The organism is Phaeobacter sp. CC-HEC084 (assembly GCF_059429255.1).
Genome location: NZ_JCAIJQ010000009.1, coordinates 1,117,101 through 1,138,362, shown reverse-complemented (window position 1 = coordinate 1,138,362; position 21,262 = coordinate 1,117,101). Strand labels below are relative to the sequence as shown.

Sequence of the window (21,262 nt, the reverse complement as noted above, 5' to 3'; positions counted from 1 at the left end):
GACGGCGGTGCGACCCGCGCCACGGGCGCCAGTGTTCCACGGAATGTTCAGATATCACCGAGCGCGCCACGCCCTGGCGTGGCGCCCGGCCCAACACCGCCAAGGGGTTCGGGCAAAGCCCGGGCACCTGCGGGGGCGGGAGCATTCAGCTGTATGATCGACGGCCTACCGGCTGCCGAGGTCAGACTCTACAGTAGTCAGCGGGATCCGCTGCCTGCGCCCGTGGTGAAGAGGAAGGAGGATAGCTTGCCCCCGGTTTCCAGAGCGCCCAGAACCACCGTCGTGCGGCCCCCGGCGCTGTCATGCACAACCCATTTGCGCAATTCGACCGGGTCATCGGTGAACATCAGCTCCAGCCCGCCGTATTCGGGGTTCTCCGGGTCCTGCGCCTGAAGGATCGTTGTCGTTCCGTCGAACTGATGGCCCACAACCATATCGGCTTGCCCCAGATCAACAGTTTTGGCCAGGATGATCGACAGCGGCGTACGCTTAAGCGGATAAGTCTCCGGCGGCTGGTTCGATTTCGGATCGTGGATCACCACCGACCCGGCCCCGGCCACCACCGTGGCGCCATTTTCGCCATCATATTCGAACCGCATCCGGCCCGGCCGATGGATATACAGCTTGCCAGTGGACAGCGTGCCATCATCGTTGATCTGGGTAAAACTGGCCTCGGCCGTGGTCAGGGCGTTCAGGTAAGCCGACAGTTCCGACAGGCTCAGCTTCTCTGCCGCCCAGGCAGCAGGGGCACACAGGATCAGCGCCGCGACAAGTGCAATCTGTTTCATGACCCTTAGATAAGCCCTGACTGTGGAAAAGGAAGAGCCACCCGCCACTGCGGGAGGCCTTGCGCACCCATCCGCCGATCTACTGTTCGGGGACCAGGATTTCCCGTTTGCCGACATGGTTCGCCGGAGACACCAGCCCTTCGTCCTCCATCTGCTCAACCAGACGCGCGGCCTTGTTATAGCCAATCGCCAGTTTGCGCTGAATGTAAGAGGTAGAGCACTTGCGGTCCTTGATCACGATCTGCACGGCGGAATCATACAGCGCATCCTCGCCCGTGGTATTGCCACCGGTGGACAGGCCCAGCACCGCGTCGATGTCATCGGCCTTCTCGTCGTCCGGGCCATCCAGAACCGTGCCCACATAGGCGGGCGGGCCGAACTGTTTAAGATGGGTGACGACTTCCTCGACTTCCTCGTCCGAAACAAACGGACCATGGCAGCGGGTGATCTTAGCCCCGCCCGCCATGTAAAGCATGTCACCCATACCCAGCAGCTGCTCGGCGCCCATTTCGCCAAGGATGGTACGGCTGTCGATCTTACCTGTCACCTGGAAGGAAATCCGGGTGGGGAAGTTCGCCTTGATGGTACCGGTGATCACATCGACCGAGGGACGCTGAGTGGCCATGATCAGGTGAATGCCCGAGGCCCTCGCCATCTGCGCCAGACGCTGAATGCAGGCTTCGATTTCCTTGCCAGCCACCATCATCAGGTCGGCCATCTCGTCGACGATCACAACGATATAGGGCAGTGCCTCGGGTGCGAACTCTTCGGTCTCGAACACTGGCTCGCCGGTGTCATCGTCAAACCCGGTCTGCACCGTGCGGGAGAACATCTCACCCTTGGCAAGCGCCTCTTTCACGCGACCATTGTAGCCTGCGATATTGCGCACTCCCATCTTGGACATCTTGCGATAGCGGTCTTCCATCTCGCCCACGACCCATTTCAGGGCGACGACCGCCTTTTTCGGATCGGTCACAACGGGCGACAGAAGATGCGGAATGCCATCATAGACAGAGAGTTCCAACATCTTGGGGTCGATCATGATCAGGCGGCATTCATCCGGTGTCAGCTTGTACAGCAGTGACAGGATCATGGTGTTGATCGCCACCGATTTACCGGATCCGGTGGTACCCGCGATCAATAGGTGCGGCATCTTCGAAAGGTCCGCCACCATGGCGTCGCCACCGATATCCTTGCCCAGCGCCAGCGGCAGGTTCTGGGTGCCATCGCCATAATCGCGGCTCGACAGGATTTCGCGGAAGCTGACCATTTCCCGTTTTTCATTGGGCAGTTCGATGCCGATCACCGAGCGGCCCGGCACGGTCGAAACACGCGCCGACAGGGCCGACATGGAGCGGGCGATATCATCCGCCAGACCGATCACCCGGCTGGCCTTCAGGCCCGGCGCTGGTTCCAGTTCGTACATGGTGACGACGGGGCCGGGACGGACCGAGACGATCTCACCCTTGACGCCATAGTCATCGAGCACCGATTCCAGCATCCGCGCGTTCTCTTCCAGCGCCTCATCGCTCAGATGATGACGCTCGACCGCGGCAGGATTGGCCAACAGCGACAGCGGCGGCAAGTCGAAATCACTGGAATCGTTCTCTTCAAAGGCCAGCCGCGGTTGGGCTTCCGCCTTGGCGCGGGTCGATGGCTCCGGCGCGCGGCGCTGGGGCTGCTCCACAACCACCTTGCGCGGCTCTGCCACCGGGATGGTCAGGCCCTCGGCGGGTTGCTCTGCGCGAGCCGTGATCGCGGGCTCAGCGGTTTCAGCAGGCACGTAGGTCGGCAACTCCTCGGCTGGGACCCGATCGGGCTCCAGATCGGCGCCATATCCGGTGTCTGCTGCAGGCGCCCCAACGGTCGGCGCGGGCGGAACCTGCGACAGCCCGGGGGCGACAGGCACCTCGGCACTGAATTCTGCCGGAGCAGCAGGGGCATGCGCTGCGGTCAGTGGTGGTTCGGGTGGCAGCCCCGCATGGGGCGCGGGATCGGGATTGAAGACCAGCGGCTCAGGGCGGCGACCGCGCCCCTTGGTCAGGGGCAGGTTCGGATCGGGTTCCGGCGGCTGCCCAGCAGCGCGACGCACACGCACGGCATTTGCGATCTTCTGCGAAATCCGGTCATCACCCGGCAGATCCTCATCACTGATCTGCGGTGCGCTCTCGACCAACTCGGGCTGCGGCATCGGCGCATTAGCCAAATCGGGATCAGCGCGGCGGATCAGATTGGGCACCCGAGAGAACAATCCGGTTCTTGTCGGTGCGGCAGGCGCTGCGACCTCGATCGGCGGAGGCGCAGTCACATCGGTTTCGAACATCTGAGGCTCTTCCTCCTCCTGTCCGAACCAGGCCGTATCATCCTCGGCGGCCCTTGCCTGTTCTGCGGCGGCAGCGCGTTTTTCACGATAGGACAGCGCCGCCTGGACACCGCTGGAGGCGCCACGACCCAGAAGGCTGGCAAGCGTGCCATAGGCCAGGATAAGACCGACCAGCAGGAACCGTCCGGCCCGCTGCAGTTCCGCACGCGAAAAGCCGCAGACAAACGTGCCAAGCGCCAGCATGCCAATGGCCATCAGCAGCGACATCAGCTTGACCGCGAAATGCGAACTGATCGGCGCCAGCGTCAGAAGCGCCCCCATCACGGTATCGCCAAACAGACCTCCAAGGCCAAAACTATGAGTGGCGCGCCATTCTGCGCCCGGCACCAGCGTCGCTGCATAGACCGAGCCCACGGCGATCAGAACCGGTGCAAAGACGATCCGCCCTATGACCCGCTCGGCGCCCTGATGCAGCAGGAAGCGAACACCCCAGGCCAGCAGCGTCACCGCGAGGGCCACGCCGCCCCAACCGACAACCATGAACAGCGGCGCCGCCACAGAAGCCCCCATCCGGCCCATCCAGTTCTGAACCGGCGCATCGGTGGAGACCATCCAGTTGGGATCATCCGGCGTATAAGAGCCGATCATCGCGGCGGCCATCAGGCCCAGCCCCAGAAGGGCGATCCCGATCAGTTCCTTACCGCGCTTTTCAATGGCTGCCTGCATGTTGCTGTCAAGCAACGGATCGCGGCTGCGGGTTTGAAATGCCATGCCTACCTCGGTTCCATTTTTCGGCGCCTGCCCCGCTTGTGCCGCGGGATCCTGGCATCCGGTGGTCTATTGATTTTGGCCGCGCGCCCCCAGCCGGGGCCGCGTGGCAGTCGTATCAATACAGACAACTGCGCAGGGTGCTCAGCGCCGTCTGTGTTGCCTCCGCCGGGGCGACCAGCGCCACGCGGATATATCCTTCGCCCGGGTTCTGCCCCGGCGCGCCCTGCGCCAGATAGGCGCCTGGCAGCACCCGCACGCCGGTTTCCTGCCACAGCTTCAGCGCTGCCGCCTCGCCGCCGTCCTTGACCGGTAGCCACAGGAAGAACCCGGCTTCGGGGGACATGTAGCCTTCCAGACCATCAAACACCTGATCGGCGATCTGGTATTTCTCCTGATAGAGCGCACGGTTTTCCTCTACGTGCGCCTCATCGGCCCAGACACGCGCTGCCGCAGCCTGCAACGGGCCGGGCATCGGTGCGCCGCTATAGGCGCGCAGCTGCTTGATGCGGGCAATGCATTCGGGGCCGCCCGCGATCAGACCGGCGCGCAACCCGGGCAGGTTCGAACGTTTCGACAGGGAGTTGAACAGCACCACCCGCTCGGGATCGGCGCCCAGTTCCTGCGCTACGGTCAGCGCGCCTACCGGCGCAGCGTCGCGGTAGATTTCGGAATAGCATTCGTCGGCGAAAATGCGAAAATCATGCTTTTCCGCCAGCCGGATCAGATCGGCCCAGTAGTCGCGCGAGGCCACCGCGCCCTGCGGATTCGCGGGCGAGCAGATATAGGCCACCGCTGTGCGGTCCAGCACCTCGGTCGGCAGGCTGGCGTAATCGGGCAGATGGCCGGTTTCGGCTGTGGCAGGCACGAACACCGGCTCGGCGCCGACGGAAATCGTCGCCACCATGTAAACCTGATAAAACGGATTCGGGATCAGCACCGCAGGGCGGGCGCCATTCTTGGTTTCCGGACACAGGGCCATCGCCGCATTGTAAAGCCCCTCGCGGGTGCCGTTCAGCGCCATCACCTGCCGGTCCGCATCCATCTTCACGCCATAGCGACGCGCGACCCAGTCGGACATTGCGCCGCGCAGTTCCTCGGAGCCTTCGTTTGGCGGGTAATTGTTAAACCCGGCCGCATTCTCCGCGATCACATCCGTGACCCAGGCAGGAAAAGTGTGTTTCGGCTCACCAATGGTCATATGCACCACATCCCCGCCGGGCGTATGGTGGTCAAGCAGCGCCCGCAGACGCGGAAACGCATAGGGCGGCAGGTTCGAAAACCGCTCTGGGAAGTTCATCACAATTGCCTCAGTTTCGGGATCATTCGCGCCCCGTTTGCAGGTAAGGTACAGAGCGTGGGCGCCTGCGTCCAGCCGCATAGGGCACCCACGGTCCAGTTGTGCTTTTGCAACAACGTGCAGCAGCCGTCAGATCAACACAGCGCCGCCTCGACGCTGGCCCCGATCCGCAACAGTGCCTCTTCGCAATCCGGTTGCCCCAATAGCTGCAAGCCGCAGCTGGGTTTACTCGTGGGCAAGGACAGCGCGCAAAGCCCCATCAGGTTGCCGATCCGGGTATTGCGCAGGGTCAGAAGATTGGCCCGGACGTAATACTCATGATCGCTTTGCAGTTGTGCCATGTTCGGCGGCAGAATCGGGCAGGAGGGCGTCAGCACCGCGTCAAAGCCCGCCACCGCCTGATCCCAGACCATCCGGCATTGTTCCAGCTTGGCCCAGGCCGCCACATAATCGGGACCACTGTGCTGACCGCCAGCGCGGAACCGCTCCAGGATTTCGGCAAACATCAAATCCGGGCTCGCCTCGATCACATCCTTCCACAGACCATAAGCCTCTGTGGTATAAAGAATTCCGCTCAGATCCATGGCGTCCTGCAGCTCCGGCACCTCCAGCGGTACGATCTCTGCGCCGGCCGCCTTCAGCTTGCCCAGACACTCCACATGGGCAGCGGCAACCTCAGGCTCCAGATCATCGCGCGCCACGGTGCGCAGATCGGCAAAGCGGCGCCCCTGCAGCGACGGTGGGTTGCGCAGGTCCGGCCCCTTGGTGCCCTCCAGCAGCCCCAGCATCAGGCCCGCATCTTCGACCGAACGCGCCAGCGGACCGACAGTGTCGAACTTCAGGCACAGAGGCACCACGCCCTCTAGGCTAATCCGACCTGCCGTGGTCTTAAGCCCCACAAGATTGTTCCAGGCCGAAGGGATGCGCACCGAACCGCCGGTGTCCGAGCCGATACCGCAGGCCGCCAGACCAAAGGCCACCGAAGCCGCCGCGCCAGAGGACGATCCCCCCGGCGCCGCGCCTTCATCATTGACGCAGGGCGGGGTTTCCTTGACCGGGTTCAGTCCCAGCCCGGAGAAGGCCAGCTCGCTCATGTGGGTTTTGCCCAGGCAAACGGTGCCCATGGCGGTGGCATTGGCCAGAACCCGTGCGTCCTGATCCGGCACCCGGCCTTTGAGCAGGTCCGATCCCGCCTCGGTACCGGTTCCGGCACTGTCGAACAGGTCTTTCCAGCTGATCGGCACTCCATCCAGCGGCGAGCGCCGCAAATCCATCCGCGCCCGCTCGGCCGCGGCTTCCGCTTCGGCCAGGGCGCGCTCATGCGTAACCACGGTATAGATCCGGTCGCGCAGCGGATGCGCGTCAATGGCCTCCAGGTAGCATTTGGTCAGCGCAACAGGATCGATCTCCCCTGCCCCAATGCCGCGCCCCAGATCCGCAGCCGTCATCTTCAGCCAGTCCTGCATCCGCAAAGTCTCCCGTCGCGTGTTCCATATGTTTTGCCGGGGACGGTAACGGCAGCAGCGCTGAGGGACAATCCCGCGCACCTGCAAGACCGGACAATGCGATGGACATTCCGAATGCAAGGCGCATATTGCAGGGCATGAAGAACAGCTCCGATATCCTGATTGTCGGCGGCGGGCTGAACGGCCCTGCCCTGGCCCTGGCGCTGGCCCAGACTGGCCACAGCGTCACCGTCATTGATGCGCTGCCCAAGGTCGCCCTGAAGGACGAAGGCTTCGACGGGCGCGGCTATGCGCTGGCGTTGGCCTCCAAACGTCTGCTCGACCGGATCGGCGTTTGGCAACACGTCGCGGACAATGCGCAGCCGATGCTGGAGATCAAGGCCTCCGACGGACACGCCGGAGAGGGGCCCGCGCCGTTCGTCATCCATTTCGACCATACCGAGATCGAAGACGGGCCGATGGGCTATATGGTCGAGGATCGCTTTCTGCGCCGCGCCTTTCAGCAAGCGATGGAGGACGCACCCCGGATCACCACGGTGAATGGCCGCCGCGTGGTGGCGCAGGCACCGGATCAGAGCGGCGTCACCCTGACGCTGGATGATGGCGCCGAGCTACGCGGTCGCATGCTGGTCGGCTCGGACGGACGCAAAAGCGGCACCGCCGCCCGCGCCGGGATCAAACGCACCGGCTGGGACTACGGCCAGACCGCGCTGGTCTGCGCCATCGACCATGAAAAACCCCACCACGGCATCGCGCATCAGTTCTTCATGCCAGCGGGGCCGCTGGCCATCCTGCCCCTGCCCGGCAACCGCTCCTCCATCGTCTGGAGTGAAAAGACTGAGACTGCGGAGGCCATTCAGGGCCTGAGCGACGCCGATTACATCGCCGCACTGAAACCCCGGTTTGGCGATTTCCTGGGTGAGATTTCTCTTGCGGGCAAGCGCTTTACCTATCCGCTGAACCTGACGCTCGCCAACAGTTTTATCGGGGACCGTATGGCGCTGATCGGCGATGCGGCCCACGGCATGCATCCCATTGCTGGCCAGGGTCTCAACGCCGGGCTGCGCGATGTTGGCGCCCTGGCCGAGGTGCTGACCGAGGCCACCCGGCGCGGCGAGGATATCGGATCATCGCTGGTGCTGGACCGCTATCAGCAGTGGCGCCGCTTTGACACCGCAACGCTGGCGCTGGCGACGGATACCTTCAACAAGCTGTTCTCGAACGACAATCCGCTGCTGCGGCTTGGTCGCGATATCGGCATGGGTCTGGCAGGCGCCGTCCCGGGCCTGCGCCGCGGCTTCATGCGCGAGGCCGCCGGGCTAACCGGCGATCTGCCGCGACTGTTGCAAGGCAAGCCGATCTGAGCCACTCCACCTGATCAGGGCGCAACCGCGCCGCGCGACAGCGCGGCGCCGGACCCAAGGCCGCGCCTTTGTTTTGAAAAAGCCAAAGGACAGGCCGGACGCGGGAGTATCCCGGCTTCGCCTCACTCCAGCGGGCGGGCCTCGTCCACCAACATCACCGGGATCCCATTGCGGATCGGGAAGGCCAGATTGGCAGGTTTGGAAATCAGCTCCTGCGCCGCGGCGTCGTATTCCAGAACTGCATTGGTCACCGGGCAGACCAGCGCCTCCAGCATGCGACGGTCAAAGGCGGGCGCGGCGGTGTGTTCTTCACTCATTGCAGTGGGTCCTCACTTGAACCGCTTCGCAAAGCGAATTCGATCAGGGTGACAAGGGTTTCGCGCCTTGTGGCAAGGCAGGGCGCCTCTAGCAAGGCCTGTTTGTCCTCGGGATCGAAATCCAGCAGCATCGACAGGGAATTGATCAACAGCTCGTCATCGGCCTCCTGCAACGATTCCCAATCCGTCGACAGGCCGCGTGCCGCGAAAAAGCGTTCCAACAGCTCCAGCAGGTCCCCCCGTTCGAACCCGCAATCCGGTTCGCTCCGGCCCAGATCACCCTCAAAGCCGCTCCAATTCACCTCGCAGCGGCGGTAGGGCGTGAAGCCATCGCATTCTTGCACCACCCGGAACCGGGATATCCCGGAGAGGGTGATCAGATAGCGCCCGTCATCGGTTTCGGAAAATTGCGATATGCGCCCGGCACAGCCGATGGCATGCAGCCCCTCGGCATCACCGCTGCGCAGCGGACAGGGCTGTACCATGCCGATCAGCCGCGTGCGCGTCTTCAGCGTGTCTTCCAGCATCTGAAGATAACGCGGTTCGAAGATATGAAGGGGCAGCTTTGACCGGGGCAGCAATAGCGCCCCGGGCAAGGGAAACACGGGAATCGTGTCAGGCAGATCTGCAGGCTTAAACATAGCCTTCAGTTTAGCGCGCAGGTGCCTTTAGGCAAATATCATCGAGCTCAGCTTGCGGCGCCCGTTCAGAACAACCGGATCGTTGGCAGGCAACGCCTCGAAGATGGTGAAGAGCTGCGCCTTGGCCGCGCCGTCGTTCCATTCGCGATCACGGCGGAACAGCTCCAGAAGTTCGGACACCGCCGCCTCGGCATCACCAGCCGCATGCAGAGCCTGCGCCAGATCGAAACGCGCTGCGTGGTCGGCCGGGTCGGCTTCGACCTTGGCGCGCAGATCGGCTACCGGACCGGCATTCTGCGCCTGACGGGCCAGCTCGATCTGGGCCCGAGCCGCTTCTATCTCGGCCGCGTCGGAAATCTCGGCAGGCGCGCCGTTCAGAATTGCCTCGGCCTGATCCAGATCTTCCATCGCGATATGCGCCCGCGCCAGACCACCATAGGCGGCGGCGTTCTTGTCATCCTCGCCCAGAACCGCGGCAAAGGTCTGCGCCGCATCGGCCGCTGCCCCTTCGGCGAGCATTTCCTCAGCCGCCTCCAGCGCCTCACCAAGGCCACCGCCTGCTTCCCCGCCTGCGGCCTCAATCACCTTTTTCAGGAAGGCGTCGATCTCGCTTGGCGGCAGCGCGCCCTGGAACATGTCGATCGGGCGGCCCTGCACAAAGGCCACCACTGTGGGGATTGATTGCAGCGGCAGCCCCTGCTGCGCCAGCGCCTGCGCCAGACGCTGGTTCTGGTCCACATCGATCTTGGCCATGGTGACCGCGCCATTGGCGCGCGTGACAGCCGCCTCCAGCGCCGGACCCAATGTCTTGCAAGGGCCACACCAGGGCGCCCAGAAATCGACGATCACCGGCGCCTGCATCGAGGCCTCGACCACGTCCTGCATAAAGGTCGCTTCTGTGACGTCCTTGATCAGATCACCTGCGGACGTGGGCGCGCCTGCGCCTCCGAGAATATCCATCATGCTCTTGTTCTCCGTTTGGAACTTGCCCCCTATATGGAATCCCAAGGCCAAGAAACCAAGAGAGGAGTTGCCGCGTGCCGATTCCGCGCATCGACATCTTTGCCCTGTCCGAGCGCCTGATGGCTATGGATGACGCTGCCTGGGCCCGTCACGCAAACCCGCTGAGCGTTTATAGCCGGGTGTCGATTCTCCCGCTTATGACCCTCGCGATCTGGTCTCATCTCTGGCTCGGGTGGGGCGCTTTGGCGCCGGTTGCTCTGGTACTGATCTGGACATGGTGGAACCCGCGCGCCTTTGGCCCGCCAGCCACAACCGACAGCTGGGCGGCGCGGGGCACCTTCGGCGAACGGGTCTTTCTGAACCGTGCCAAGGTGCCAATCCCACCGCATCACGCGCAATGGGCCAGGATCCTGACCCTGACCGCCGGGGTGGGCGTTGTTCCGTGGGTTTACGGGGTGTGGCATCTGGACCCAGGTCTGACACTGTTCGGTCTAAGCCTGATGGTCGGCGGAAAACTCTGGTTCTTTGACAGGATGGTCTGGCTATATCAGGACATGCAAGCGCAACGCCCGGAATATGCAAAATGGCTGCACTGATGGCATGCCCTCCCGCGCCCGCAGACGCCCCATGGGGCGCCTTCATGCGGCCTTGGGCCGGGCAGCGCGTTACCGCGCTGCTGTTTCTCCACGACGGTAACGTCTGAACACGGCACCGCGCCGTGCGTCAGCACGGCGCCCGGCCCAACTGCGGCGGGGCAATCAACGATTGCTCCAAAGCAGGCGGGAGCGCCCCCGCCCTGCGCCTAAAGGTCGAAGGTGGCAAAGACCGGTGCGTGATCGCTGGGTTTTTCCCAACCACGGGCGTCCCGCAGAACGCGGCTAGAGTGACCTGCGCTGGAAATGTCGCCCGTCGCCCAGACATGATCCAGACGCCGTCCCTTATCCGCTGCATCCCAGTCCTTTGCCCGGTAGGACCACCAACTATAGAGGCGCCCATCGGGGATGTCCTGCCGGGTGATATCGACCCAGTCGCCTGCATCCTGCGTCTCGGCGAGGTGTTCGACCTCGACCGGGGTGTGGCTGACGATCTTCAGCAGTTTCTTGTGGTCCCAGACATCGTCTTCGCGCGGGGCGATGTTGAGATCGCCGACCAGAATGGATTTTTGCGGCTTTTCGCCGTGGAACCAGTCCCGCATGCCAGTGAGGTAGTCGAGCTTCTGACCGAATTTCTCATTGATCTCGCGGTCGGGTTTGTCGCCGCCGGCCGGGACGTAAAAGTTGTGGATGGTGACGCCATTGTCCAGCTGACCTGCAATATGGCGGGCATGGCCCAAATCGGCAAAATCCATGCTGCCGACCTCGGTGATGGGCATCCGCGACAGGATGGCGACGCCGTTGTACCCCTTCTGCCCTCGCGCGATCATGTGGGTATAGCCAAGCGCGGCAAAGCCCTCCATCGGGATCTTGTCGACCGGGCTCTTGCACTCTTGCAGGCACAGGACATCGGGCGCCTCTTCCTGCAGCAGCTTCAGCACGATCGGCTCGCGCAGGCGGACAGAGTTGATGTTCCAGGTGGCAAGGGTAAAGGGCATTGTGCGTCTCTTTCGTAACAGCGGGTCATGGCAGCGGCTCGGCGCCATTCTTGCCCTTCCGGCCCGTCGGATACCAGAGCCTATTTCCCTAGCTTCCCCCTACCACTCCCGGAAGTCCGCAGACAAAAAAAGGCCGGGCGCAAGGCCCGGCCCAGTCCAACAGGGAGGTGCATATCATGACCCGGATATGCGCGGGATGGGATCAGGGTAAAGATGACTGGCAGACAGATCTTTGATCTGCGTCAACAGCTTTTCCCCGCAGGTTTCAAGCCCCGAACTGTCACAATCCGGTCAGGTCGACAGGCGGTAGCCACCGGATTCCGTTACCAGAATACGGGCATTGGAGGGATCGGGTTCGATCTTCTGGCGCAGGCGATAGATATGGGTTTCCAGCGTATGAGTGGTCACGCCGGCATTATAACCCCAGACCTCGTGCAGCAGCACATCGCGCGCCACCACACCGTCGTTCGACCGGTAGAGGAACTTCAGGATGTTGGTTTCCTTCTCGGTCAGGCGGATCTTGCGGTTGTCCTCTGTCTCCATCAGCTTCATCGCCGGTTTGAAGGTATAGGGACCCAACGCAAAGACGGCGTCTTCGGACTGTTCATGGGTGCGCAGCTGGGCGCGGATCCGAGCCAGCAGCACCGGGAATTTGAACGGCTTGGTCACATAGTCATTGGCACCCGCGTCAAGGCCGAGAATGGTATCGGCGTCGCTGTCATGGCCGGTGAGCATCAGGATCGGTGCTTTGACGCCCTGTTTGCGCAGCAGGCGGCACAGCTCGCGACCATCTGTATCGGGCAGCCCCACGTCGAGGATCACCAGATCATAGAGCGCTTCCTTGGCCCGCTCCATGGCGGCCTGACCGTTCTCTGCTTCGAAGACATCAAAGTCCTCGGTCATGATCAGCTGCTCGCTCAGCGCCTCGCGCAGATCGTCGTCATCGTCTACCAGCAAAATCTTCTTCAGTTGCGCCATGGCGGTGTCCTCCAGTTCGTGTGCAGACAGATGCGGTCAGCATCCCCCAACGACAAGGTATGCTGCAGAAGTTTCACGCCCTCGTGTCCGTCAGACAGGAATTGTTTCACTTCCGTTGCATTTGGGCCTAGGTAAGGGCTGTTATAATGTCACGAACTTCCGGATGGTCGCATGAGCCTGATGCCCACCATGATTGAATTGCTGGCCCGCGCACGGGTCGATTTGCGCATGGGCCTGCCCGTGGTGCTGGAGGGTGGCGACAGCGCGGCGCTGGCGATTGCCGTCGAAAGCCTGACGCCCGAGCGGCTGACGGAGCTTCTGTCCCTTGGCCCGGTGTCGCTGGCGCTGACCGCCCGGCGCGCCGAAACCCTGAAGGCGCGCGCCTATGATGAGGATCTCGCGCGCATCCAAGTCCCCGCTCAGGCCTCCTTGCAGTGGATACAGGCGCTGGCCGATCCCGCCGATGATCTCAATACGCCGATGAAAGGCCCGCTCACCAGCCTGCGCGACGGATCCGCCGATCTGCACCGTCTGGCGATTGCCCTGGTGAAATCAGCGCGGCTGCTGCCTGCGGCGCTACTGGTGCCCGTCAACACGGCCCCCCAATTCGCATCCGAGCACGGGTTGACCCGAATCGCCCTGGCTGCTGCCGAACCGCTGCTCAGCCAAAGCTCACCCCTGCATCCGGTGGCCGCCGCCCGCCTGCCGATGGTCGCTGCCGAGGCGGGCCGGTTACACATCTTCCGCCCCGAAGACGGCGCCGAGGAACATTATGCGGTCGAAATCGGCCGCCCCGACCGCAGCAAACCCGTGCTGGCGCGGCTGCATTCGGCCTGTTTCACAGGCGATGTTCTGGGTTCGCTGAAATGCGACTGCGGACCGCAGCTGCGCGGGGCACTGGCGCAGATGGGAGAAGAAGGCGCAGGCGTGCTGCTCTACCTCAACCAGGAAGGCCGCGGCATTGGCCTGGCTAACAAGATGCGCGCATACAGCCTGCAGGACCAGGGCTTTGACACCGTCGAGGCAAACCACCGGCTGGGGTTCGAGGATGACGAGCGCGATTTCCGCCTTGGCGCTGCGATTCTGAAAGAGATGGGATTCAGCTCCGTTCGGCTGATGACCAACAACCCCAACAAGATTGCCATGATGGAAAAGACCGGCATCGCGGTGGCTGAACGGGTGCCGCTGAAGGTCGGCGAAAACGCCCATAACGCGGGTTATCTCGCGACCAAGGCGGCGAAATCCGGGCATCTCTTGTGATGCCCCCCGCGCTGTCGCCCCGGGATCTGGTTCTGACCCCGCGCGGTCTGCGCTTCATGGGGCGCCTCCTGCCCTGTGACATCGGCAAGGGCGGGCTGACGCGGAGCAAGCGCGAAGGCGACGGCGCCACGCCCGTGGGCGTACATCGCATCGCCGGGATGCTCTACCGTCCGGACCGCATGCTGCCCCCCACGGATTGGGCGGTACCTATCGGGCCGGGGGATCTGTGGTCGGACGATGTGAGGGACCCCGATTACAACCTGATGGTCCGCGCGCCGCACGGTTTCAGCCACGAGCGCCTGCGCCGCGCCGATCCCCTATATGATCTGGTGCTGATCACTGACTGGAACTGGCCCAACGCGGTCAAGGGGCGCGGATCGGCCATCTTTATCCACCAGTGGAGGAGACCCGGTTATCCGACCGAAGGCTGCCTTGCCTTCAGCCGCAGTGATCTTCGCTGGATCGCGCAGCGGCTCCGTCCCGGCAGCCGGGTAATTATTCCGCCGGTTTGACCCGCTCGCCAAAAATCGCCGAGCCGACCCGCACATGGGTAGCGCCAAGCGCGATGGCAGTCTCGAAATCGCTGCTCATGCCCATCGACAGGCCGTCCAGCCCGTTACGCGCGGCGATCTTGGCCAGTAGCGCGAAATGCAGCGCCGGTTCCTCGTCCACCGGGGGAATGCACATCAACCCCTTGATGGGCAGATCCAGCGCCCGGCATTCGGAGATGAAGGCATCCGCATCGGCTGGAAGAATACCGGCCTTCTGCTCTTCCTCGCCGGTGTTGACCTGAATGAACAGATCCGGGCAATGGCCCAGCTCCTGCGCCAGCCGGGCGATGGCCTTGGCCAGCTTGGGCCGGTCCACCGAATGGATGCTGTCAAACAGTTCCATCGCCTGACGGGCCTTGTTGGTTTGCAAAGGGCCGATCAGATGCAGGTCGATCCCGTCGAACTGTTTGGCGAAATCGGGCCATTTCCCAGCCGCCTCCTGCACGCGGTTTTCACCAAAGCAACGGTGGCCTTCTTCCAGCACCGCTTCGACCCGCTCGTTGGGCTGCACCTTGGACACCGCGATCAGATGAACCGAGCCCGGCGCGCGGCCTGCGGCCTCTTCTGCCTTTGCGATGCGTGTCTTGATCTCTTCCAGGGACATGGTCGGCCTCCGAGCGATGAAAGTGCGGTTCGGTCTCGGCGCAGAGAAACACTGTTTGCCGACAAATGTTAAGAGGCAAAAGAAAAGGGCGAGCCTGCAAGCAGGCCCGCCCCCAATTTCACGCTAAGCGTGGTTCAGCTTAGAAGCTGAAGTACACACCAGCTTGGAACTGGTTGTCGTCGTCGGCTTCGTCAACGTAACCGGCAACCACGGTGGCGCCGCCACCCAGGTCGTACTGGTAGTTGATGCCGAAGGAGGTGCCGTCAACGCCGCCGTCACCTTTAACGGTGGACACGGAGCCCGGTGCGTCAGCGGAGTTCACCCAAACCAGAACGTTCGACGCTGCGCCGATGTCCATGTTGCCTTCCAGGGTGAAGCTGTCGACCTGGTCGGTGGAACCGTAGGCCAGTTTCGCGCCGAATGCACCGAAGTTACCGCCAGCAGCAGCAAAGGTGATGTCGTTCAGCGGAACGGAGGAGGACTGCATCGCTGCGGTGACATAGTAGTCGCCGAAGGAGTAAGTCGCCATCACGCCGGTGCGGTCTTCGCCGCCTGCGGAACCGGCAACGGTGCCGCCGTTACGCTGCGAGTAGGACACGTGACCGGTGAAGCCGCCTGCGGAGTACAGAACTTCGATGCCGTTGGAGCCAGCGCCAGCGGAGGAGTACGCGTCCCAGTTGAACACGGTGCCGCCGTTGGTTTTGATGGCAATCTGGTGGAAGCCCATGCCGTTGATGCCGGTACCAGCCGAACGGGTGCCGGTTGCGTACAGACCGGGTGCGTTTTCAACCGCGCCGATGATGTTGCCAACGTTCACGGTCACGCCGTTGTACGACACGCCAAAACGTGCGCCGTTGAATGCGCCGGTGCCGGCAACGCCGTCACGGCTTTCAGCCTGTGCGCGGTAGCGAGCGTTGAATGCAACGCCAGCGTCGGTTTCGGCGGTCATGTCGAACTGCAGGCGCAGACGGCTGGTGATGTTGGTTTTGGAACGGCCAACAACGCGCTCGTTTGCGGAGTTGTAGTCCAGACCGAAACGGCCGTAACCGGACATGCTGACTTCAGCAGCAGCCATGCCCGCGGTTGCGATCAGCGCGGTGGTCGCGAAGAGAACCTTTTTCATAGTTTTTCCCTCGGTTTTCAATTCACATGCCCAAACCGGGGAATCCGGCGTGGGTATGACAAGGGGTTTCGCTCTTTCGGCCCCGGTTTGGCAAGAGCCGCCCATTGGCCGCCGATCATTGTGGCCTGTGCTGGTGCAGCTTTGCCACAGTAGTAAATGCCGCCCCGATTTCGCCGCTCCCGCGCGGCTAAGCCATAGGGACAATATACTTTAATCACCGGCAGACCGCAGCGAGACTGTGACCAAGCGCTGCAACGCCATCTCTCTGTCTTCCGTTGATACCTTAACCTCTGCCGCCCAGCACAGCCGCCGCATAATCTCCTGCAAGGACCTCATCAGGCTGCCCAGGATCCGATTCGATGCATCCCACCCGGATGCTAAAGCCCTTGCTCAGCTTGCTGCCCATGCGATAGGACTGCCTCAAGTCAAAGGCTCCGGGAGCGGCTATGAAACTGCATAAGATATTTCAGGCGACCTTGATCGGCGCATTGTGCCTGAGCGTTGCTGCCTGCGGCGGGCGCGGCAAAGATCGTCCGGCCAACACCAGCGTTGCGCAGGAATTCAACAACGACGTAGACGCCGCAAAGAGCGATAAATCCTCGATCTGGGATGTTTTTGGCGGCAAGCCCGACCAGAAGGTTCAGGTCAACCGCTACCTGTGGAACGCCAGCATTGATGTGCTGAGCTTCCTGCCGGTGCAAAGCGTTGATCCCTTCACCGGCGTCATCATCACCGGCTACGGCACCCCGCCCGGCGGCGGACGCTCCTATCGCGCCACTGTCCATATCAAGGACCCGGCGCTGGACGCGCGCTCGCTCAATGTCTCGCTTCATTCCAAGGGCGGGCCGGTCAGCGCCTCGACAACCCGCGCCGTCGAAGATGCGATTCTGTCCCGCGCGCGCCAGCTGCGCATCGCAGACAAAAAGTTCTGACCCCTCTGCCCTCTGGAAAGCCGCAGAAAACATCAGTATCACCAGCGCCGGGCCCCATCGCCCGGCGTTTTCATTCTAAAGGACCGCATCCATGTCGCGTTACTCTGCCTCTGAGATCGAAGCAAAATGGCAGGAGGCCTGGGAAAAGGCCGGAATCTTCCAGGCCAAACGGACGGCAGACAAGCCGAAGTACTACGTGCTGGAGATGTTTCCCTATCCGTCGGGGAAGCTGCACATGGGGCATGTGCGCAACTACACCATGGGCGACGTGATCGCGCGCTACAAACTTGCAACCGGCCACAACGTACTGCACCCGATGGGGTTCGATGCCTTTGGCATGCCTGCAGAAAACGCCGCCATGGCATCGGGCGGGCACCCCAAGGACTGGACCTACGCCAATATCGACACCATGGTCGAACAAATGCAGCCGCTGGGCCTGTCGCTGGACTGGTCGCGGATGTTCGCCACGTGTGACGAGGAATATTACGGCCAGCAGCAGGCGCTGTTCTTGGATTTCCTGGAAAAGGATCTCGTTTACCGCAAGAACGCCGTGGTGAACTGGGACCCAGTCGACATGACCGTTCTGGCAAATGAACAGGTTGAAAACGGCCGCGGCTGGCGCTCTGGTGCGCTGGTGGAACGGCGCGAGCTGACCCAGTGGTTCTTCAAGATCTCCGACTATTCCGAGGAACTGCTGGACGCCCTTGATGGTCTGGACAACTGGCCCGCCAAGGTGCGCCTGATGCAGGAAAACTGGATCGGCAAATCGCGCGGCCTGCAGTTCTCCTTTGAACGCGCCGACGGTGGTGAGCCGATTGAGGTCTATACCACCCGCCCCGACACGCTGATGGGTGCTTCCTTCGTGGGGATTTCTCCGGACCACCCAATTGCCAAACAGCTTGAGGCCGAAAGCTCCGAACTCGCTGAATTCCTGGCCGAATGCCGCAAGGGCGGAACCACCGCCGAGGCGATTGAGACCGCCCCGAAACTGGGCCGCGACACCGGCATCCGGGTAAAACATCCGCTGAACCCGGAATGGGAACTGCCGGTCTGGATCGCCAACTTCATCCTGATGGATTACGGCACCGGCGCGATCTTTGCTTGCCCGGCGCATGATCAGCGTGACCTCGATTTCTGCCGTAAATACGACCTGCCTGTCACCGACACCTTCCTGGCGCTGGACGATCCCAAGCCGGTCGAAAACGAGGCATTTGTGCCGCCGAAGACCGAAAAGGTGAAATGGATCAACCACTTCGCAGGGCTGGACGTGGCCACCGGTGAAGAGGCGATCAACGCCACCATCGACAAGGCCGAATCCGAAGGCTGGGGCGAAGGCGTCACCAAATTCCGCCTGCGCGACTGGGGTCTCAGCCGCCAGCGCTATTGGGGTTGCCCGATTCCCGTGGTCCATTGCGACGCCTGCGGCGTGGTGCCGGAGAAGAAAGAAAACCTGCCCATCGCCCTGCCCTATGACGAAGACGGCAAGGCCATCGATTTCTCGGTTCCCGGCAACCCGCTGGACCGCCACCCCAGCTGGCGCGACTGTGCCTGCCCGAAATGCGGTAAGCCTGCCCAGCGCGAAACCGACACAATGGATACCTTCGTCGATTCGTCCTGGTATTTCGCCCGCTTCACCGCGCCGCGCGCCGAAACGCCCACGGTGATGGAAGAGGCCGATTACTGGATGAACGTAGACCAGTATATCGGCGGCATTGAACACGCGATTCTGCACCTGCTGTATTCGCGCTTCTTCGCCCGCGCGATGCACATCTGCGGCCACCTGCCGGAGAAATCGAAAGAACCGTTCGACGCGCTCTTTACCCAGGGCATGGTGACCCACGCGATCTACCAGACCAAAGGCGACAATGGCCGCCCGGTCTATCACTACCCCGAAGAGGTCGAGCTGCGCGATGGCAAGGCCTTCCTCAAGGAGACCGGCGCCGAGGTTGAGGTGATTCCCTCGGCCAAAATGTCGAAATCCAAGAACAACGTGGTCGACCCGCTGCACATTATCTCGGCCTTTGGCGCCGATACCGCGCGCTGGTTCGTGCTGTCCGACAGCCCGCCGGAGCGTGATGTGGAATGGACCGCCGCCGGGGCCGAGGCCGCTTACAAGCACCTGAACCGGGTCTGGAACCTGTCCGTGAAGATCGCAGAGATGGACCCGGGTGCGTCCGGCAACGGCGACGAGGATCTTTTGCGCGAGATGCACAAGGCGATCCGCGACGTGACCCTGGGTGTCGAATCCTTCGGCTTCAACGCGGCGATTGCCAAGCTTTACGCCTTTACCAACACACTGGCCAAATCCAAGGCGGGCGCGGCGGCGCAGAAACAGGCGATCATGGCGCTGGCGCAGTTGATGTCGCCGATGACTCCGCACCTGGCCGAGGCCGTCTGGGAAGCGCAGGGCGGCGAAGGTCTGGTGGCCACGGCAGCCTGGCCCGCCGCCGACGAATCGATGCTGGTCGAGGACAGCGTCACCCTGCCAATCCAGATCAACGGCAAACGCCGCGGCGAAATCACCGTCGCCAAAGATCTGGACAAAGCTGAGGTTGAAAAACTCGCGCTAGCGCACGAAGCTGTGCAAAAGGCGCTGAATGGCGGCGCCCCGAAAAAGGTGATCGTCGTGCCGGGTCGTATCGTCAATGTCGTTGCCTGATCCAAGGCATATCCTCGCGCTGCCGCTGGTCCTGTTGCTGGGGCTGGCCGCCTGTGGTTTCACCTCGGTCTATGCGCCGGGGGGCACCGGAGCGGCGCTTTATGGCAAGATCGCCATTCAGTCCCCCGAGGAGATCAAGACCGACAACGAAGTGAACGCCTACCTGCTGGTCCGCAATCTGGAGGAACGGCTTGGCCGCGCCTCTGGCGGCGATTACCGGCTGGACCTGTCGCTGCGCACCCGCAGCGAAGGTCAGGCGATCACCGCGGGCAATGAAACCACCCGCTATTCCATCGTCGGCGTTGCCAGCTACAGCCTGTTCCGCCTGTCCGACGGCGTTATCGTGGCCAGCGGCAGCGAAGATGCCTTTACCGGCTATTCCGCCACCGGATCGACGGTGGAAACCCTGGCCGGGGAACGCGATGCCAATGCGCGGCTGATGCAGATTCTGGCTGACCAGATCACCGCCCGGGTGCTGACCACTGCGGATCTGGCCGCTGCGGCGCCGACTGCGGAATGAAGCTCTCCCCGCGCGACGCCGAGGGCTATTTCAAAAAGCCCGACCCGGACAAGACGGGCCTTTTGATATATGGCGCCGATGCCATGCGGGTGGCGCTGAAACGGCAACAGATGCTGGCGGCCCTGCTGGGCGCCGCGGCTGAGGAAGAAATGCGCCTGACCCGGATGCCCGGCTCCGAATTGCGCAAGGATCCGGCACAGCTTCTGGACGCGGTCAAGGCGGTCGGCTTTTTTCCCGGCCCACGCGCGGTCTTTGTCGAGGAGGCCAACGACAGCGCCGCCCCTGCGATTCTCGCGGCGCTGGAGGACTGGCAACCAGGCGATGCCCAGATCGTCGTCACCGCCGGACAGCTGAAAGCCACATCGAAACTGCGCAAGGGTTTCGAATCGCATCGCAATGCCTATGCCACCGGCATCTATGACGATCCGCCCTCGCGGGCCGAGATCGAGCGGATCCTCTCCGAAGCGCAGATCCGAGATGTGCCTGGCGACAGCATGTCGGCGCTGACCGATATCGCCAATGACATCGGCCCCGGCGATTTCTCCCGCATGATCGAAAAACTGGCGCTCTACAAATACCAGGACAGCAGCCCCCTGAGCCTTGAGGATATCGACGCCGTCGCGCCGCAATCCACCGAAGCCGCACTTGACGATGTGCTGAACGTGGTGGCCGAGGGGCGCAGCGCCGAGATCGGCCCGCTGCTGCGGCGTCTTCAGGCGCAGGGCACCAATGCGGTGACGCTCTGCATCGGGGCGACCCGCCATTTCCGCACGCTTTACACCGTGGCCGCCGATCCCGGTGGTCCGGCGCAGGGCATCGGCCGCCTGCGCCCACCGCTTTATGGCAAGCGCCGCGACCGGGTGCTGCGGCAGGCGCAGGGCTGGGGCGCCGCCAAGCTGCAGACCGCGCTGACCATTCTGACCGATACTGACCTGCAGCTGCGATCAGCCGGGCAGACCGCCCCGGCGCTGGCGCTGATGGAGCGGGCACTGATCCGCTTGGCGATGCTCAGCCGCGCCCGCCAGTAAGGGCCCAAAAGGCCGCAACGTTCTGCGGCCATCGACGGGTGCAGGCAGGCTTCAGCCTTGACGCAAAGACAGCTGCGCGCATCTGA

19 protein-coding genes are annotated in these 21,262 nt (G+C 62.9%); 8 read left to right on the top strand and 11 right to left on the bottom strand.

All coding sequences use genetic code 11. From position 1 onward, the window contains the following. Positions 1-197: 197 nt before the first annotated feature. From AC5SSZ_RS22585 to AC5SSZ_RS22570, 4 genes are all read right to left on the bottom strand, one after another. On the bottom strand, positions 198-788 hold the full coding sequence (locus AC5SSZ_RS22585; RefSeq protein ID WP_274833083.1) for a LolA family protein: 591 nt from the start codon (positions 786-788) through the stop codon (positions 198-200). Between the two features lie 79 nt (positions 789-867). Next, a complete protein-coding gene (locus AC5SSZ_RS22580) occupies positions 868-3,882 on the bottom strand; it encodes a DNA translocase FtsK 4TM domain-containing protein (RefSeq protein WP_495440206.1) in 3,015 nt (1,004 codons plus the stop codon). A gap of 115 nt (positions 3,883-3,997) precedes the next feature. Beyond that, on the bottom strand, positions 3,998-5,179 hold the full coding sequence (locus AC5SSZ_RS22575) for an aminotransferase class I/II-fold pyridoxal phosphate-dependent enzyme (protein WP_495440204.1): 1,182 nt from the start codon (positions 5,177-5,179) through the stop codon (positions 3,998-4,000). Between the two features lie 134 nt (positions 5,180-5,313). Further along, positions 5,314-6,645: an amidase gene (locus tag AC5SSZ_RS22570; RefSeq protein ID WP_495440202.1), complete on the bottom strand. Its 1,332-nt coding sequence runs from the start codon at positions 6,643-6,645 to the stop codon at positions 5,314-5,316. Positions 6,646-6,782: 137 nt separating this feature from the next. Between AC5SSZ_RS22570 and AC5SSZ_RS22565 the strand changes: the two genes are divergently transcribed. Then, a complete protein-coding gene (locus tag AC5SSZ_RS22565; protein WP_495440359.1) occupies positions 6,783-8,009 on the top strand; it encodes a UbiH/UbiF/VisC/COQ6 family ubiquinone biosynthesis hydroxylase in 1,227 nt (408 codons plus the stop codon). 122 nt (positions 8,010-8,131) lie between these two features. Here AC5SSZ_RS22565 and AC5SSZ_RS22560 read toward each other — a convergent pair whose 3' ends face one another. The 3 genes from AC5SSZ_RS22560 to AC5SSZ_RS22550 are packed head-to-tail and all read right to left on the bottom strand — an operon-like array spanning position 8,132 to position 9,930. Then, a complete protein-coding gene (locus AC5SSZ_RS22560) occupies positions 8,132-8,326 on the bottom strand; it encodes a Trm112 family protein (RefSeq protein WP_065271858.1) in 195 nt (64 codons plus the stop codon). Then, positions 8,323-8,967: an LON peptidase substrate-binding domain-containing protein gene (locus tag AC5SSZ_RS22555; RefSeq protein ID WP_065271859.1), complete on the bottom strand. Its 645-nt coding sequence runs from the start codon at positions 8,965-8,967 to the stop codon at positions 8,323-8,325. Before AC5SSZ_RS22555 ends, AC5SSZ_RS22560 begins: the two co-directional genes overlap by 4 nt. 27 nt (positions 8,968-8,994) lie before the next feature. Beyond that, entirely contained in the window at positions 8,995-9,930 is a 936-nt protein-coding gene (locus tag AC5SSZ_RS22550) for a tetratricopeptide repeat protein (RefSeq protein WP_495440200.1), read from the bottom strand. A 74-nt stretch (positions 9,931-10,004) separates the two neighbouring features. Here AC5SSZ_RS22550 and AC5SSZ_RS22545 point away from each other — a divergent pair, with 74 nt between their 5' ends. Further along, on the top strand, positions 10,005-10,526 hold the full coding sequence (locus AC5SSZ_RS22545; protein WP_495440198.1) for a DUF6653 family protein: 522 nt from the start codon (positions 10,005-10,007) through the stop codon (positions 10,524-10,526). A gap of 206 nt (positions 10,527-10,732) precedes the next feature. Here the strand turns inward: AC5SSZ_RS22545 and AC5SSZ_RS22540 are convergent, their stop codons facing one another. Both AC5SSZ_RS22540 and AC5SSZ_RS22535 read right to left on the bottom strand, forming a co-directional pair. Next, positions 10,733-11,521, bottom strand: a complete 789-nt coding sequence (locus AC5SSZ_RS22540; RefSeq protein WP_065271861.1) for an exodeoxyribonuclease III — start codon at positions 11,519-11,521, stop codon at positions 10,733-10,735. A gap of 291 nt (positions 11,522-11,812) precedes the next feature. Continuing rightward, positions 11,813-12,499: a response regulator transcription factor gene (locus AC5SSZ_RS22535; RefSeq protein ID WP_065271862.1), complete on the bottom strand. Its 687-nt coding sequence runs from the start codon at positions 12,497-12,499 to the stop codon at positions 11,813-11,815. A 171-nt stretch (positions 12,500-12,670) separates the two neighbouring features. Here AC5SSZ_RS22535 and ribA point away from each other — a divergent pair, with 171 nt between their 5' ends. Both ribA and AC5SSZ_RS22525 read left to right on the top strand, forming a co-directional pair. Then, on the top strand, positions 12,671-13,759 hold the full coding sequence (gene ribA, locus AC5SSZ_RS22530) for a GTP cyclohydrolase II (RefSeq protein ID WP_274829886.1): 1,089 nt from the start codon (positions 12,671-12,673) through the stop codon (positions 13,757-13,759). Between the two features lie 11 nt (positions 13,760-13,770). Continuing rightward, complete coding sequence (locus AC5SSZ_RS22525; protein ID WP_495440358.1) at positions 13,771-14,271, top strand: L,D-transpeptidase family protein; 501 nt, start codon at positions 13,771-13,773, stop codon at positions 14,269-14,271. Here AC5SSZ_RS22525 and AC5SSZ_RS22520 read toward each other — a convergent pair. Continuing rightward, complete coding sequence (locus AC5SSZ_RS22520) at positions 14,255-14,914, bottom strand: YggS family pyridoxal phosphate-dependent enzyme (protein ID WP_495440194.1); 660 nt, start codon at positions 14,912-14,914, stop codon at positions 14,255-14,257. The genes AC5SSZ_RS22525 and AC5SSZ_RS22520 overlap by 17 nt on opposite strands. A gap of 139 nt (positions 14,915-15,053) precedes the next feature. Then, on the bottom strand, positions 15,054-16,037 hold the full coding sequence (locus tag AC5SSZ_RS22515) for a porin (RefSeq protein ID WP_495440192.1): 984 nt from the start codon (positions 16,035-16,037) through the stop codon (positions 15,054-15,056). A 446-nt stretch (positions 16,038-16,483) separates the two neighbouring features. Between AC5SSZ_RS22515 and AC5SSZ_RS22510 the strand changes: the two genes are divergently transcribed. The 4 genes from AC5SSZ_RS22510 to holA all read left to right on the top strand — a co-directional run bounded on the left by AC5SSZ_RS22510 (position 16,484) and on the right by holA (position 21,176). After that, complete coding sequence (locus AC5SSZ_RS22510) at positions 16,484-16,969, top strand: DUF3576 domain-containing protein (RefSeq protein ID WP_274833094.1); 486 nt, start codon at positions 16,484-16,486, stop codon at positions 16,967-16,969. A 91-nt stretch (positions 16,970-17,060) separates the two neighbouring features. Further along, positions 17,061-19,628 (top strand): leucine--tRNA ligase, encoded by a 2,568-nt coding sequence (leuS, locus tag AC5SSZ_RS22505; protein WP_495440189.1) that lies wholly within the window; start codon positions 17,061-17,063, stop codon positions 19,626-19,628. Beyond that, positions 19,615-20,148 (top strand): LPS assembly lipoprotein LptE, encoded by a 534-nt coding sequence (gene lptE / locus AC5SSZ_RS22500; RefSeq protein ID WP_495440188.1) that lies wholly within the window; start codon positions 19,615-19,617, stop codon positions 20,146-20,148. The genes leuS and lptE overlap by 14 nt, the downstream gene beginning before the upstream one ends. Beyond that, the gene (holA, locus tag AC5SSZ_RS22495; protein WP_274829891.1) at positions 20,145-21,176 is read left to right on the top strand and encodes a DNA polymerase III subunit delta; all 1,032 of its coding nucleotides are present in this window, start codon (positions 20,145-20,147) and stop codon (positions 21,174-21,176) included. Before lptE ends, holA begins: the two co-directional genes overlap by 4 nt. Positions 21,177-21,262 lie beyond the last annotated feature (86 nt).